Source organism: Micromonospora sp. WMMD975 (assembly GCF_029581215.1).
In the GTDB taxonomy this organism is placed as follows: domain Bacteria; phylum Actinomycetota; class Actinomycetes; order Mycobacteriales; family Micromonosporaceae; genus Micromonospora.
Map to the genome: position 1 here is coordinate 577,584 of NZ_CP120739.1, position 14,486 is coordinate 592,069.

The 14,486-nt window shown below is 74.2% G+C and carries 13 protein-coding genes; 9 read left to right on the forward strand and 4 right to left on the reverse strand.

Annotation, left to right across the window (positions count from 1 at the left end):
* The first annotated feature begins 4 nt into the window (after positions 1-4).
* Both dapB and O7613_RS02665 read left to right on the forward strand, forming a co-directional pair.
* A complete protein-coding gene (gene dapB, locus O7613_RS02660) occupies positions 5-766 on the forward strand; it encodes a 4-hydroxy-tetrahydrodipicolinate reductase (protein ID WP_282291865.1) in 762 nt (253 codons plus the stop codon).
* Between the two features lie 130 nt (positions 767-896).
* Positions 897-1,451: a GNAT family N-acetyltransferase gene (locus O7613_RS02665; protein WP_282291867.1), complete on the forward strand. Its 555-nt coding sequence runs from the start codon at positions 897-899 to the stop codon at positions 1,449-1,451.
* Between the two features lie 32 nt (positions 1,452-1,483).
* Here the strand turns inward: O7613_RS02665 and O7613_RS02670 are convergent, their stop codons facing one another.
* Positions 1,484-2,077: a GNAT family N-acetyltransferase gene (locus O7613_RS02670; protein ID WP_282291869.1), complete on the reverse strand. Its 594-nt coding sequence runs from the start codon at positions 2,075-2,077 to the stop codon at positions 1,484-1,486.
* Positions 2,078-2,112: 35 nt separating this feature from the next.
* Between O7613_RS02670 and O7613_RS02675 the strand changes: the two genes are divergently transcribed.
* Positions 2,113-3,426, forward strand: coding sequence for a glycosyltransferase family 87 protein (locus O7613_RS02675; RefSeq protein WP_282291870.1), 1,314 nt, complete (start codon positions 2,113-2,115; stop codon positions 3,424-3,426).
* Here the strand turns inward: O7613_RS02675 and O7613_RS02680 are convergent.
* A complete protein-coding gene (locus tag O7613_RS02680) occupies positions 3,325-3,876 on the reverse strand; it encodes a GNAT family N-acetyltransferase (RefSeq protein ID WP_282291872.1) in 552 nt (183 codons plus the stop codon). The two genes, O7613_RS02675 and O7613_RS02680, sit on opposite strands and share 102 nt — an antisense overlap.
* Positions 3,877-4,007: 131 nt before the next feature.
* Between O7613_RS02680 and O7613_RS02685 the strand changes: the two genes are divergently transcribed.
* From O7613_RS02685 to O7613_RS02710, 6 genes are all read left to right on the forward strand, one after another.
* Positions 4,008-5,237 (forward strand): crosslink repair DNA glycosylase YcaQ family protein, encoded by a 1,230-nt coding sequence (locus O7613_RS02685; protein WP_282291874.1) that lies wholly within the window; start codon positions 4,008-4,010, stop codon positions 5,235-5,237.
* A gap of 4 nt (positions 5,238-5,241) precedes the next feature.
* Positions 5,242-5,982, forward strand: coding sequence for a DUF2752 domain-containing protein (locus O7613_RS02690; RefSeq protein WP_281584368.1), 741 nt, complete (start codon positions 5,242-5,244; stop codon positions 5,980-5,982).
* An 832-nt stretch (positions 5,983-6,814) separates the two neighbouring features.
* Positions 6,815-7,552 (forward strand): FAD-dependent thymidylate synthase, encoded by a 738-nt coding sequence (gene thyX, locus O7613_RS02695; RefSeq protein WP_281590443.1) that lies wholly within the window; start codon positions 6,815-6,817, stop codon positions 7,550-7,552.
* 52 nt (positions 7,553-7,604) lie between these two features.
* Positions 7,605-8,531 carry a 4-hydroxy-tetrahydrodipicolinate synthase gene (gene dapA / locus O7613_RS02700; protein WP_282291876.1) on the forward strand — a complete coding sequence of 309 codons (927 nt, stop codon included), beginning with the start codon at positions 7,605-7,607 and terminating at the stop codon, positions 8,529-8,531.
* 51 nt (positions 8,532-8,582) lie between these two features.
* A complete protein-coding gene (locus O7613_RS02705; RefSeq protein WP_281584366.1) occupies positions 8,583-10,271 on the forward strand; it encodes a ribonuclease J in 1,689 nt (562 codons plus the stop codon).
* Positions 10,272-10,445: 174 nt separating this feature from the next.
* Positions 10,446-11,990, forward strand: a complete 1,545-nt coding sequence (locus O7613_RS02710; protein WP_282291877.1) for a S1 family peptidase — start codon at positions 10,446-10,448, stop codon at positions 11,988-11,990.
* A gap of 407 nt (positions 11,991-12,397) precedes the next feature.
* On the opposite strand, the gene O7613_RS02715 is transcribed toward O7613_RS02710, so the two are convergent.
* Both O7613_RS02715 and O7613_RS02720 read right to left on the reverse strand, forming a co-directional pair.
* A complete protein-coding gene (locus tag O7613_RS02715) occupies positions 12,398-13,984 on the reverse strand; it encodes a YbjN domain-containing protein (RefSeq protein ID WP_282291879.1) in 1,587 nt (528 codons plus the stop codon).
* Positions 13,981-14,460: a YbjN domain-containing protein gene (locus O7613_RS02720; RefSeq protein WP_282291881.1), complete on the reverse strand. Its 480-nt coding sequence runs from the start codon at positions 14,458-14,460 to the stop codon at positions 13,981-13,983. The genes O7613_RS02715 and O7613_RS02720 overlap by 4 nt, the downstream gene beginning before the upstream one ends.
* Positions 14,461-14,486: the final 26 nt, after the last annotated feature.

The following is a 14,486-nucleotide window of genomic DNA, read 5'->3' on the forward strand; positions in this document are numbered from 1 at the left end:
GCCCGTGACTGAGGAGCAGAGGAACGCGGCCCGGGTCGGCGTGCTGGGTGCCCGGGGCCGGATGGGCATGGAGGTCTGCAAGGCCGTCGACGGTGCGTCCGACCTGGAGCTGGTCGCCGCCGTCGACCAGGGCGACGACCTGACCGCGGTGGCCGACGCCGGCGCCGGCGTGGTCGTCGACTTCACCACCCCCGACGCGGTGATGGACAACCTGCGCTGGTGCGTGGAGCGGGGCATCCACGCGGTGGTGGGCACCACCGGCTTCACCGGGCAGCGGCTCGACCAGGTGCGCGAGTGGCTGGCCGACCGGCCCGAGGTGGGCGTGGTGATCGCCCCCAACTTCGGCATCGGCGCGGTGCTGATGATGCAGTTCGCCGCCCGCGCGGCCCGGCACTTCGAGTCGGTCGAGATCGTCGAGCAGCACCACCCGCGCAAGCTGGACGCGCCGAGCGGCACCGCCACCCACACCGCGCGGCTGATCGCGGCGGCCCGCGCCGAGGCGGGTCTCGGCCCCGCGCCGGACGCCACCCGCGACGAGGTGGCCGGCGCCCGCGGCGCCGACATCGACGGGGTACGCGTGCACGCGGTCCGCGCCACCGGCCTGGTCGCCCACCAGGAGGTGCTGTTCGGCACCACCGGCGAGACGCTCACCATCCGGCACGACTCGTACGACCGGGCCTCGTTCATGCCCGGGGTGCTGCTGGCGGTGCGCGAGGTCGGCCGCCGGCCGGGTCTGACCGTCGGCCTGGACGCCCTGCTCTCCTGAGGCCCAACGTAAGGAGGGGCCCCCGCTTAACGCTTTCTGCATAGCAGGGGCCCCCGCTTAACACGCCTGCCGCCGTGGCTCGACGAAAATAGGCGGTCGAGGGGTGGGCCCGGATCCTAGGCTGACGGTCATGATCGATTCTGGGGAGCGCGACCGCCTCGGTCGCCGGGTGACCCTGCGCCCGGTGGGCGACGACAACTGGCGGCCGGTGGCCGACGTGGCCCCGCGCGACGACCAGCGCGGCTTCGTGCCGGCCCTGGCCGCCCGTTACCTGCTGCTCACCACGCACTCGGACGTCTGGAAATCGCTCGCCGTGTACGCCGACGAGACCGTGGTGGGGCACGTCATGTGGGGCGTGGACGACGACGGCTCGCGCTGGATCGGCGGCATGGTGATCGACGCCGCCGAGCAGGGCCGGGGCGTGGGCCGGGCCACCGTACGCACGCTCGCCGGACACCTGGCGCAGGCGGGTCACCCGGTCCGCCTGAGCTACCACCCGGACAACACCGCGGCCGTCGCCCTGTACTCGTCCCTGGGCTTCCACCCTACGGGCGCCATGGAGGACGAGGAACTGGTCGCCGAACTCCCCACCCCGCCCCCACCCCCACCCCCGAGGGGCGATCCGGCCGCCCGTCTCGCCGATCATGAAGTTGGCGGCGATGACGGAGATCGCACATGCCGCTAACTTCATGATCAACGCGCTCAAGGGTGCGGCGGTTAACCCGGGGGCTGGGACGAGGGCTGAACCGCCGCCGGGACGGCGACGTGCAGGCGGAGCTGGGGGACCAGCATGTCGTCCACGTCGAGCGCCCGGGTCGCGCCGTCCGGCTCCCAGCCGGTCGAGCCGAGGAACGCCCGGGTCGCCGCGTCCGCGTCGAACGCCCACGCCACCGCCCGGGTGAACCCGTCGTCGCGCCAGTGCTCGACCGCGGCGGCGAGCAGCCGGCTGCCGTGCCCGCGCCGACCCCAGCGCGGCTCGACAAGCAGGTCGGTCACCGCCGCCAGGCCCGGGGTGAGCGCGTCGGCCGGCTCGCCGGGGGCCAGCGCCTCGGCGTCGGCCGGACCGGAGGCGGCGAACCCCACCAGATAGGATTGCGCCGCCTGTTCGACGGCGACAAGCACCCGGTGCGCGCCCGAGGGCGGCTCCTGCACCGCCGCGCCCCACCGCCGGGCGAGGTACGCCTCGTCCAGGTTGTCGAGCACGTGTCGGGGCAGGATCCGGCGGTACGCGACCCGCCAGGTCGCGAGCTGGATGCGTGCGATCTCGGCGATGTCCTCGGGACGCGCGGGGCGGACGTAGCCTGCAGCCATGGCACGTGAGCCTACGCAGGGCGAGGAGGGTGACGGTGGCGCAGGGTGCCGGCCGCACGGCCGCGCAGGTCGTCGCCGTGGCGGCGCTCGCCGCGGCGGTCACCGTGTTCCTCGCCGTGGCGGCCGTCCGGCACGGCTTCTTCGACCTGCGGGTCTACTACGGCGCGCTCACCTACTGGGCGCGTGACGGCGGGGAGATCTACGACTTCCTGAAGGCCGGCACCCAGTACGGCTTCACCTACCCGCCGTTCGCGGCGCTCGTCATGCTGCCGATGGCGTACCTGCCGTGGGGCGCGGCGATCGTGGTGAGCGTGGCGGCGACGGTGGTGGTGAGCGCCGTGGTGATCTGGTGGCTGCTGGACCCGGTCGCCCGCCGCTCCGGCTGGACCCGGTGGTTCGCCCTCGCGGTCGCGCTCTGCCTGGCCGCCGCGTACGAGCCGATGCGCGAGACGGTCAACTTCGGTCAGGTCAACATGCTGCTGCTGTTCCTGGTGGCGGTGGACCTGCTGCGGCTGCTGCCGGCCGGCAACCGCTGGGCCGGCGTGGGCATCGGCCTGGCCACCGCGATCAAGCTGACCCCCGGCATCTTCGTCGTCTACCTGCTGGTCACCGGTCGCTGGCGGGCCGCCGCCACCGCGGTCGGCTCGGCCGCCGTCGCCACGCTCGTCGCCGCCGGCCTCTTTCCGGACGCGTCCCGGGAGTTCTGGACCGAGGCGCTGTGGAACACCGACCGGGTCGGTGAGCTGGCGTTCGTCTCCAACCAGTCGCTGCGCGGCGTGGTGGCCCGGCTCGACCCGGAGCACCCGAGCACGGTCGCCTGGCTGCTGCTCGTACTCGTGACGCTCGTGATCTGGGGTTGGCGGTGCCGGCGCGCGGCGGCCGCCGGCGACGAGGCCACCGGCCTGGCCCTGACCGGCGCGGTGATGTGCCTGGTCAGCCCGGTGACCTGGGTGCACCACCTGGTCTGGCTGCTGCCGGGCCTGATCCTGCTCGTCGACAACGGCATGGCGGCGCCCGCCCGGGGGCGCCGCCGCCGCGTGCTGCTGGCCGCCGCGCTGATCGGGTACGCGCTGCTGTGCAGCCGGATCGTCTGGTCCTGGGAGAAGGACTTCACCGGCGTGGACGGCTTCCTCGGCAGCAACACCTACGTCTGGATCAGCCTGGCGCTGCTGCTCGGCCTGCCGATCCGCCGCTGGGCGACACCGACCGGCGGCGGCGGGCCGGCCGGATCGGCGGGTCCGGCCGGGTCAGCCGTCGAGCCGGGCGGTGTAACGCAGCTCGCGGAGCAGGACCGGGGCGCGCCCGCCGTGCAGCGGCACCGGATAGGCGGTCTCCTCCCCGTCCGGTGAGTGCCCGGCCCGCTCGTAGAAACGGCGGGCCCGCGCGTTGTCGGCGAGCACCCAGAGCCGATACTCGCGCCAGCCCCGCTCGGCGAGGCCGGCCCGGGCCGCCGCGAGCAGCGCCGGGCCGGTGCCCGAACCCCAGCGCGCCGGCTCCAGATAGATGGCCACCAACTCGCCGTTCGCCGGGTCGAGGTCGCCGCGGTCCTGGTTGTTCCGGTACGGCCCGAACGTGGTGAAGCCGGTGACCACGCCGTCGTCCTCGGCGACGAGCGTGGTGAACGGGTGCTCCGGGTCGGCGGTGCCGAGGTCGCGGCGGCGCTGCGCCCAGGCGGCCGGGTTCAACCGGCGCAGCACCTCCTCCGGCATGATCCCGGCATACCCGGCCCGCCACCCGTGGACGTGCACCCGGGCGATCGCCTCGGCGTCGTCCGGTTCCTCCCGGCGGATGGTGGGCACCTGTGTAGTTGTATGCCCGGACGGGCGACCGGTCCAGCCGCCGCACCCGACGACAATTCCCGCTCGGCGCGTCCGGCGCCGCGCGGCGACCGGGAATCGTCGTGTCGGTGGGTTGGATTAGGGTCGCCGCGATGGCCGTACCGGATTCGCTCTCCCTCGCCCAGGCCCGCCGGGTCGCCCTGGCCGCCCAGGGCTTCGCCGACCCGGCGCCCACCGGCGTGCCCACCCGCCGCCACCTGCGCCGGGTGCTCGACCGGGTCGGGCTGATCCAGATGGACTCGGTGAACGTGCTGCAACGCGCGCACTACCTGCCGCTCTACAGCCGGCTCGGGCCCTACCCGACCGCCCTGCTCGACACCGCGGCCTACCGCCGGCCCCGTGAGCTGTTCGAATACTGGGCGCACGAGGCGTCGCTGGTCCCGGTCGAGCTGCACCCGGCGCTGCGCTGGCGGATGGCCAAGGCGCGCGACGACGCCTGGGGCGGGATGCGCCGGATCGCCCAGGAGCAGCCCGGGCTGGTGGCGTGGGTGCGCGACGAGGTGGCCGCCCGCGGCCCGCTCACCGCGGCCGAGATCGAGCACGACGCCCCCCGCGAGACCGGCAACTGGGGCTGGAACTGGTCGACCGTGAAGCGGGCGCTGGAGTTCCTCTTCTGGGCCGGCGAGGTCACCGCGGCGGACCGCACCACCTCGTTCGCCCGCCGCTACGACCTGCCCGAGCGGGTGCTGCCGGCGGCCGTGCTGGACGCGCCCACCCCGACCGACGCGCAGGCGCACCGTACGCTCGTGGCGATCGCGGCCCGGTCGCTCGGCGTCGCCGCCGAGCCGGAGCTGCGTGACTACTTCCGGCTGCCGGTGGCGGGCGCCCGGGCGGCGGTCGCCGAGCTGGTCGAGGCGGGCGAGCTGATCCCGGTGACGGTGCCGGGCTGGCGACTGCCGGCCTACCTGCACGCCGAGGCCCGGCTGCCCCGCTGGGTCCGGGGCAACACCCTGGTCAGCCCGTTCGACCCGCTGGTCTGGGAGCGGGCCCGGGCCGAGCGGCTCTTCGGCTTCACCTACCGCATCGAGATCTACGTGCCGGCGCCGCAGCGGGTGCACGGCTACTACGTGCTGCCGTTCCGGCAGGGCGAGCGCTTCACCGCCCGGGTCGACCTGAAAGCCGACCGGAAGGCCGGCGTGCTGCTGGTGCCGGCCGCCTGGGTCGAGCCGGGCGCCGACCCGGGGGAGACCGCGGTGGCGCTCGCCGCCGAGCTCTACCGGCTCGCCGGTTGGCTCGGCCTGGACGCGGTCGCCCCACCGGCCGCCGGCGATCTGGCCGCACCGCTGGCCGCCGCGCTGGTGGGCGTGGCCGGTGTACGGTGAGCGCGTGACAAGCGTTGACCGGCCCGCCACCGCGCCCGACCCTTACCGGGAGCCGTCCACGCACGTCGAGCCGTTCCCACACGCCGGTCCGTCCCCGCACGTCGAGCCGTTCCCACACGCCGGTCCGTCCCCGCACGTCGAGCCGTCCCCGCACGGCGGTCCGCCCACGCACGTCGAGCCGCACGGACACGCCGGGCCGTCCGCTCACGCCGAGCTGCACGGGCAGGCCGAGCTGCACGGGCACGGTGAGGGGGCCGGGGCGGCGTGGCCGGCCGGGGTGGCCTACCAGCCGGTCGAGCCCGACCGGTTCACCCGGATGGTCCTGCGCCTGCACGCGCGCGCCCCGCGCTGGGCGGTGCCGCTGGCCGCGCTGGGCTGCGTCGGCCTCGGCATGGCGTACGCGCTGATCAGCGATCCCACCGTAAGTGACCCGGACGCCCGGCCGACCTGCCTGCTCAAGCTCACGACCGGGCTGGACTGTCCGGGCTGCGGCGGCACCCGCGCGCTGTGGTACGTGTTGCACGGCGACCTGCCGGCGGCGGCCCGGCACCACTTCCTCTTCGTCTTCGCGTTGCCGTTCCTGGCCTGGCTCTTCGTCGCCTGGGCCGGCAATCGGGCATTCGGCTGGAGGCTGCCGGAGCCGCAGTTCAGCCCGAAGGTGATCGGCGGCTTCCTGGCTGCCTGGGTGGCCTTCTCGGTGGTCCGCAACCTGCCCTGGGCGCCGTTCCCCTCGCTCTACGTCTGACCGCTCACCGACGCGGCTGCCCCGGCGCCCGGTCGGCGGATGACCTGCTGCCGAGCGCCCTTTAGAGCTGAGTCGTCGGTGCTGTCGCGAACTCGACGTCGTTTCGGCCGGGTGGTCGGGTGGCGCGGTGGCCGGGTAGCCGGACGCCAGCTCGGCGAAGTGGCCGTATCCGGCTGGCAAGGATGCCGCCACTTCGCCGAGCTGGCGTCGATCTTTGACCGAAAATCGCCGCCTACCCTTCCTTTGCGAACGGGCGGAGCCGACCAGCCCATTCACCCGGTCAGACCTCTCGCTTCCGGCATGTGCGGCGCAGAAGTGGACGGCGGTCGAGCGCGGAGGGGCCCTAGCCGTTGACCATGAGGTTGACGTCAAAAAGAGCGCTCTCTCCACCGCCAACTTCATGATCGCCAGGCTCCTGTGCGGCACCGGGGGTGCGGCGTCGGCGTGTGCTTTGACGCGAACTCCTTGATCTACGCCCCGGGACGGCCGGGGTGGGGGCCGTTGGGGTTGGTGGCAGCACGGTTCAGGTCGACGGCTCCGGTCGAGATCTGGGAGGGAGAGGAGTGGACTGCGGCTTTCGGTCACTGATCGACGCCAGCTCGGTGGAGTGGCGGCATCCCCGCCGACCGGATACCGCTACTTCGCCGAGCCGGCCACCGGGCACCCCGGCCACCGCGCACCCCGGCCACCGGCCGCCGGGCCCTCCGGCCACCGGGCCCAGGCCGCCCGGCCACGGGCCACCCGCGGCGGGATAGCGTGCGCCGGCTGGTCGGCCGCGTGCCCGATTTCCGCGCCGGGGGCCGGGCCAACTACAGTCCTCGGCATGCCGGAGATGGTGCAGCCCCAGGTCAAACTGATCGCGTGGACCCAGTTCCAGGCGCCGGACGAGGTGCCGTGGTCGACCGACGCCGACGGCGGGCAGGCGCTCGCCGAGTTCGCCGGTCGGGCCTGCTACCAGAGCTGGAAGAAGCCGAACCCGGCCACCGCGACGAACGCCGGCTACCTGGCGCACATCCTCGACGTCGGCCACCTGAGCGTGCTGGAGCACGGTTCGGTGAGCTTCTACTTCAGCGGCGTCTCCCGGTCGTTCACCCACGAGCTGATCCGGCACCGGCACTTCTCCTACTCGCAGCTCTCCCAGCGCTACGTGCCGGAGCGGGACGCGGCGATGGTCGAGCCGGCGGTGATCGCCGAGGACCCTGAGCTGCACAAGAAGTTCGTCGAGGCGTCCGAGGCGGCGGTGCGGGCGTACACCGATCTGCTGGAGGGCCTGGAGGCCCGCTTCACCGACGAGCCCAACCCGACGCTGCGCCGCAAGCAGGCCCGGCAGGCGGCCCGGGCGGTGCTGCCGAACGCGACCGAGACCCGGATCGTGGTGACCGGCAACTACCGCGCCTGGCGGCACTTCGTCAAGATGCGCGCCACCGAGCACGCCGACGTGGAGATCCGCGAGCTTGCCGTGGAGTGCCTGCGTCAGCTCAAGGGCGTCGCGCCGAACGTGTTCGCCGACTTCGTGATCTCGACGCTGCCGGACGGCACCGAGGTGGCGGCGTCGCCGCACGCCGAGTGACTCGTCGCCCTTCGCCGCCGGGCCACCGGTGGTCGTCCGCTAGGTTGTGAACATGACGCACGACCACTCCGCCGCCCCACACCCGGGGGCGTCACGCCCGTTCGGACGGGTGATCACGGCCATGGTGACGCCGTTCACCCCCGACGGCGCGCTCGACCTGGACGGCGCCACCCGGCTGGCCCGCTATCTCGTCGACGAGCAGGGCAACGACGCGCTCGTGCTCAACGGCACCACCGGCGAGTCGCCGACCACCACCGACGCGGAGAAGGAGACGCTGGTCCGCGCCGTGGTCGAGGCGGTCGGCGACCGGGCCCGGATCGTGGCCGGGGTGGGCACCAACGACACCCGGCACACCGTCGAGCTGGCCGCGCAGGCGGAGAAGGCCGGCGCGCACGGCCTGCTCGTCGTCACGCCCTACTACAACAAGCCGCCGCAGGCCGGGCTGCTGCACCACTTCACCACCGTCGCGGACGCCACCGGGCTGCCGGTCATGCTCTACGACATCCCGCACCGCTCCGGCGTGGCGATCGCCACCGAGACGCTCGTCAAGCTCGCCGAGCACGGCCGGATCGTCGCGGTCAAGGACGCCAAGGGCGACCTGACGGCCACCTCGGAGGTGCTGGCCCGCAGCGACCTCGCGTTCTACAGCGGTGAGGACGCGCTCACCCTGCCGTACCTGTCGGTCGGCGCGGTCGGCGTGGTCGGCACCTCGACGCACTTCACCGGCGCGCTGACCAGGCAGTTGATCGAGGCGTTCGTGGCCGGCGACCACGCCGGCGCGCTCGCGCTGCACCGGCGGCTGCTGCCGCTCTACACAGGTATCTTCCGCACCCAGGGCACGATCCTGGTCAAGGCCGGCCTCGCGGCCCAGGGCCTGCCGGCCGGCCCGGTGCGACCGCCGCTGGTGGAGGCCACCAGCGGCGAACTGGCCCGGCTGCGCGCCGACTGCGCCGCGGCGGGCCTGCCCCTGCCCGAATGATTCAACGACACGACGGACGCCGTGCGACGGCGTCGCAGAATGAGGTGACGCGTGACCGAGGCGCACATCGAGGGTGAGCTGCCCCCGCCGCTGCCGGAGGGCGGCCTGCGGATCATCCCGCTCGGCGGACTCGGCGCCATCGGCCGGAACATGACCGTCTTCGAGTTCGACGGCAAGCTGCTGATCGTCGACTGCGGGGTGCTCTTCCCCGACGTCGAACAGCCGGGTGTGGACCTGATCCTGCCCGACTTCGGCCCGATTTTGGACCGGCTGGCCGACGTGCAGGCGATCGTGCTCACCCACGGCCACGAGGACCACATCGGCGCGGTGCCGTACCTGCTCGCCCACAAACCCGACATCCCGCTCGTCGGCTCCCAGTTCACGCTGGCGCTCGTCGAGGCGAAACTGGCCGAGCGGCGGATCCAGCCCTACACGCTCACCGTCCGGGAGGGCGGCCGGGAACGGCTCGGCCCGTTCGAGTGCGAGTTCTTCGCGGTGAACCACTCGATCCCCGACGCGCTCGCGGTGGCCATCCGCACCCCGGCCGGCCTGGTGCTGCACACCGGCGACTTCAAGATGGACCAGCTCCCGCTGGACGGCCGGATCACCGACCTGGCCGGCTTCGCCCGGCTCGGCGCCGAGGGCGTCGACCTGCTGCTGTCCGACTCCACGAACGCGGAGATCCCCGGGTTCGTCACGCCGGAGCGGGAGATCGGGCCGGTGCTCGACTCGATCTTCGCGAAGGCCAAGGGGCGGATCATCGTCGCCTCGTTCGCCTCGCACGTGCACCGGGTGCAGCAGGTCTTCGACTCGGCGGCCGAGCACGGCCGCAAGGTGGCGCTGATCGGCCGGTCCATGGTCCGCAACATGGGCATCGCCCGCGACCTGGGCCTGCTCAACATCCCGGCCGGTCTGGTGGTGGGGATCGAGGAGGCCACCAACCTGCCGCCCGAGCAGATCGTGCTGATGTCCACCGGCTCGCAGGGCGAGCCGATGAGCGCGCTCGGCCGGATGGCCAGCGGCGACCACCGGCACATCACCATCGCGCCGGGCGACACGGTGGTGCTGGCCTCCTCGCTGGTGCCCGGCAACGAGACGTCGGTCTACCGGGTGATCAACCGGCTGGCCCGGGCCGGCGCCGTGGTGGTGCACAAGGACGTGGCCAAGGTGCACGTCTCCGGGCACGCCCCGGCCGGCGAGTTGCTCTACCTGCTCAACGTGGTGCGGCCGAGCAACCTGATGCCGGTGCACGGCGAGTGGCGGCACCTGCGGGCGCACGCCCGCCTCGGCATCGAGTCCGGCGTCGCGCCGGACCGGGTGGTGCTCTGCGAGGACGGCGACGTGGTCGACCTGGTCGAGGGCCGGGCCAGCCTGGTCGGGCGGGTGAAGAGCCGGTACGTCTACGTCGACGGCCTCGCCGTCGGCGACGTCAGCGAGTCGCTGTTGACCGAGCGCCGGATCCTCGGCGACGGCGGGTTCATCGCGACCACGGTTGTGGTCGACTCGGTCACCGGCAAGGTGGTCGCCGGGCCGACCGTCTCGGCGAAGGGCTTCTCCGAGGACCCGGCCGCGTTCAACCCGGTGGTGCCGCTGGTCACCGAGGCGCTGAACCGGGCCGCCGCGGACGGCATCACCGACCCGCACCAGCTCCAGCAGATCGTCCGCCGGACGGTGGGACGCTGGGTCAACGACGCGTACCGCCGTCGTCCGATGATCGTCCCGACCGTCGTCGAGGTCTGACCCGACCGCTTCGCGCGCCGGCCCACCGTCCGCGGTGGGCCGGCGTCGTCGCTTTCCGGGTACGCCCCGACACGCCGCGTCGAAACCCTGTGCCGCGGTTCAACCGATCGGCGTCCGTCTCCGTACTCCCGGTCGTCCGGCGTGCCCCCGCGCCGGTCGGGAGGAGCGTGGCGGATGGACCGCAGACGGATGACAGCCATCGGCGTACTGGTGGCGGCGGCCGGGCTGACGGCGGCGGTGACCCTGCCGTCGTTCGCCGGTGAGGAACCCCGGCGGGCCGCCCCGACCGCCGACGGCGTCGCCCCGGAGGTGCTGGACGCGCTGGGCCGCGACCTCTCGCTCACCCGCGACCAGGCGGTACGCCGGCTGCGCACCGAACGCTGGGCCGCCGGCACGGTCACCACACTGCGTACCGAACTCGGCGCCGCCTACGGCGGAAGCTGGCTCAGCTCCGACGGCGCCACGCTCAACGTGGCGGTCACCGATGCGCCCGGTGCGGCACGGGTGAAGGCGGCCGGCGCGGTGCCGAAGCGGGTCGCGCGCGGCGTCGCCGAGCTGGACGCGGTGAAGACCCGGCTCGACTCCGCCGGCGCCGACGCGAGCCCGGACATCGCGGGCTGGTACGTCGACGTGGCCACGAACTCCGTGGTGGTGGTCGCCCGGCCCGGCGCGGAGGCCGCCGGTCGCCGGTTCGCCGCCGCCGGCGGGACGGGCGCGGTCCGGGTGCGGACCGCCGACGAGGCCCCCCGCCCGCTGTTCGACGTCCGGGGTGGCGACGCGTTCTTCATCAACAACGCCGGCCGCTGCTCGGTCGGCTTCTCGGTGGTCGGCGGGTTCGTCACCGCCGGGCACTGCGGCCGGCCGGGCGACCGCACCACTGGGTCGAACCGGGTGGCCCAGGGCACGTTCTCCGCGTCCTCGTTCCCCGGTGACGACTGGGCCGTGGTCGAGGTCAACGGCGACTGGACACCGCAGGGTGTGGTGAACGACTTCAACGGCGGCACGGTGCCGGTGAACGGCTCCACCGAGGCCCCGGTGGGCGCGTCGATCTGCCGCTCCGGCTCCACCACCGGCACCCGGTGCGGGGTGGTCCAGGCCAAGAACGCCACGGTCAACTACCCGGAGGGGACGGTCACCGGCCTGACCCGCACCGACGTCTGCGCCGAGCCGGGCGACTCCGGCGGCGCGTGGCTCTCCGGCGACCAGGCGCAGGGCGTCACCTCCGGCGGGTCCGGCGACTGCACCCGCGGCGGGGTCACGTTCTTCCAGCCGGTCAACGAGATCCTTCAACGCAACAACCTGACCCTGATCACCGCCGGCGGCCAGCCGGAGCCCGCGGAACCGCCGGCCGGTGGCGGCGAGACGGTCCCGCCGGCCAGCGCGCCGCCCGCGGAACCGCCGGCCGGCGACGCCGAGTGCACCGGCCAGGTGAACCGGAGCGGCCAGGTCACCGCCGGGCGTGCCCAGGTGCAGCCGGACGGCCGCTTCTTCCGGGTGGCCGGCGGCGCCCAGGAGGCATGCGTGGTGGCCCCGGACGGCGCCCGGGTGGCGCTGGAGCTGCAACGCTTCACCGGCGGCGCGTTCCGCACCGTGGCCCGCGCCGACAACGCTGACGGCCCGGTCCGGCTGACCGCCGACACCCCGGCCGGCGCCTACCGCTACCGGGTCGTCGGGCTGGCCGGCTCCGGCGAGTACACGCTGGCGTTCTCCGCCCGCTGACCGCCGGCCCCGAGACCGCGGCCCCCGATTCACCACCGCCCGGTGGGTCGGGGGCCGCGCCGCGTCTGCGGTCACGCGGCGGCGATCTTGGAGTTGTGGCACCTCGAATGTCAGCAGTGCACCTTTTGTCAACGACCACAACCCCAAGATCGACGGGAAGGGTCAGCGGCCCCCGTCTCCGATGCCGTGATCATGAGGTTGGCGGCGGTGTTGATCTCTGTTGATGTCGTCAACTTCATGATCACCCCCTCTTCCGCTGCTCGTCTGGCCGTCGGGAGGCGTTCCACCCGCCGGCCTGGGGGACGCGAGTGGTGGCAACGTCGAGCCTGATCACCGGCCGAGCCGTCCCGCCACCCCACCGGCCCGACCAAACAGATGATCATGAAGCAGATCGACGGGAAGGGTGGTCAGGCCAGCGCGGCGACCGCGTCGGCGTACGCGGTGCCGGTGCGGACCGCGGCGGCCACCAGCACGGCGAGCTGCGTGGGGGCCACCCCGCAGGACAGGTCGGTGGTGACGCCGGCGACCAGCACCAGCGTCCCGTCACCGGGTTCGTGCACGTAGGCGGCGGGCAGCAGCCGGTCGTGGTTCCAGGCGTTGCAGAACGCGTACGCCTCGGCGCGGCGGCCGGTCGGCAGCCGGCGGGCCGCCACCACCCGGGCGTGCAGCACGTCGCCCTGCCGGCCGAGCCGACGGAACTGGATCGTCGCCTCGCCCCACCGGCCGACGAGCGCGCCGTCCGGCTCCACCGTGTACGGGTCGCCCCGGGCGTCCAGCACGGCGGTGAGCAGCGCCGCGTCGAGCGGGACCGGCTCCTCCGGGTCGGGTGGGCCCGGTTCGGCCGGGTCGACCGCCGGCTCGTCGTCGAACTCGCTCTCGGCGGCCAGCGACACCGGCCCGGCGATCGGCCGTTCGGCCAGCCAGGAGGCGATCCGCCCGGACTGGTGCCCGGTGCCGTTGCGGGCGTCGAAGCTCCCGGCCAGCGCGGTCGCCAGCGCCTGGAGTTGCGCGCCGAGCGTGGCCACGTCCACCTCGGCCGCCGGCCGGGAGCCGTGCCCGGGGCGGTGGATCCGCCGGCCACCGAGGCCGGCCTCCGCGGCCAGCCCGCAGAGCAACGCGCCCGCCGCGGCGAACTCCATTGCGGACAGGTCGTCCGCCGGGCGGTCCAGCCGGGGCAACTGCTCGGTCAGCACCTCCAGCCCGCGGTGCAGATAGCCGCCCAGCGCGCAGAACCGCAGGTGCGTGGCGAGCAGCGGAAACGCGACCCGTTCCCGGCGGTGCCGGCGGTACGCGCGAACGTGTGCCCGGGCCGCCTCCGCCACCGCGCCGGTGCGCAGCCACGGGAGCATCCCGGCGGTGAGGGACCGTTCGGGCTGGTCGGTGCAGCCCGGCACGTCGACCGGCCCCGGCCCGAGCGCCGCGAGCGCCGCCTCCGGCTCACCCCAGCGGGCCAGCAACTCGGCCCGCCGGGCCGGGGCGCAACCCGGGCAGCCGCCCACCGGGTCCGCCGGATCGGCGGCCGTCCAGCGCGCGTACGCGTCCCGGGCGGCCGGCTCGTCGCCGAGGTGGTCGGCGAGCCGGCAGCGCAGCTCGGCGACCGGCCCGGCGTCCGGGCCGAGTTCCTGGGCGAGCGTGTCCAACAGGGACCCGGCCTGGTCCAGTCCCACCCGGGGGGTGCCGAAGAGCGCCTCCACCGCCTGCCGCTGGTGCCGGCGCAGCCGGACCAGCTCGTCGGGGTGGGCGTCGAGCAGCCCCGGGTGCCGGGCCAGCGTGGCCCGCAGGCGCCGCACCGGCTCCACCGTCCGCCACCGCTCACCCAGGTGCAGGTACGCCTCGACGAGCGCGAACCGCGCCGACAGGGCGGTACGCGGGTCGCCGGTGGCGTCGGCGCGGGCGGCGATCCGCTCCAGCTCGGCGCAGCGCTCCTCGCCGTCGGGCCGGTCCCGGGCGTCGGCGAGCGCGGCGGCCAGCCCCCGGTCGCGGGCCGTGGTCACCGGACCGACCCGCCGGGCAGGCCGGCGACGGCGTCGGCGAGCTGGCAGCCGGTGGTGACGCCGCCGTCGACCAGTCGGTCGAGCTGGTGCGGGGTCACCCCGCGTTCCAGGTCGGTGGTGACCTCGCCGCAGACCTGGGCCACCCCGTCGTCGTTGACGTGCACGTACGCCTTGGGCCAGAGCCGGTCGTGGTTCCAGGTGTTGCAGAACACGTGCAACTCGGGCACCCGGTCGATGCCGAACCGGGGTGCGGCGACGGTGCGTACCTGGAGCAGTTCTCCGGCCGCGCCCCGGCGATGGAACCAGATCAGGTGCCGTTCCCAGCGGCCGACAAGCGCGCCGTCGGGCTCCTGCGCCACCGCGTACCCCCGGTGGGCCAGCACGGCGGCGATCAGCGCACCGCTCAGCGGTTGCAGCGCCTGCGGGTGTCCGGTCAGCGGACCGTCCGGACCGTCCTCGATCTCCGGCGACGCCATCGGGCATCCCTTCTGAGGCGAATAAC

What these genes read in the sequence shown, in the direction of transcription:
- O7613_RS02665 (WP_282291867.1), top strand. Translation starts at nt 897, where the DNA reads ATGATCGATTCTGGGGAGCGCGACCGCCTCGGTCGCCGGGTGACCCTG.
- O7613_RS02670 (WP_282291869.1), bottom strand. Translation starts at nt 2,077, where the DNA reads ATGGCTGCAGGCTACGTCCGCCCCGCGCGTCCCGAGGACATCGCCGAG.
- O7613_RS02685 (WP_282291874.1), top strand. Translation starts at nt 4,008, where the DNA reads ATGGCCGTACCGGATTCGCTCTCCCTCGCCCAGGCCCGCCGGGTCGCC.
- thyX (WP_281590443.1), top strand. Translation starts at nt 6,815, where the DNA reads ATGGTGCAGCCCCAGGTCAAACTGATCGCGTGGACCCAGTTCCAGGCG.
- dapA (WP_282291876.1), top strand. Translation starts at nt 7,605, where the DNA reads ATGACGCACGACCACTCCGCCGCCCCACACCCGGGGGCGTCACGCCCG.
- O7613_RS02710 (WP_282291877.1), top strand. Translation starts at nt 10,446, where the DNA reads ATGGACCGCAGACGGATGACAGCCATCGGCGTACTGGTGGCGGCGGCC.
- O7613_RS02720 (WP_282291881.1), bottom strand. Translation starts at nt 14,460, where the DNA reads ATGGCGTCGCCGGAGATCGAGGACGGTCCGGACGGTCCGCTGACCGGA.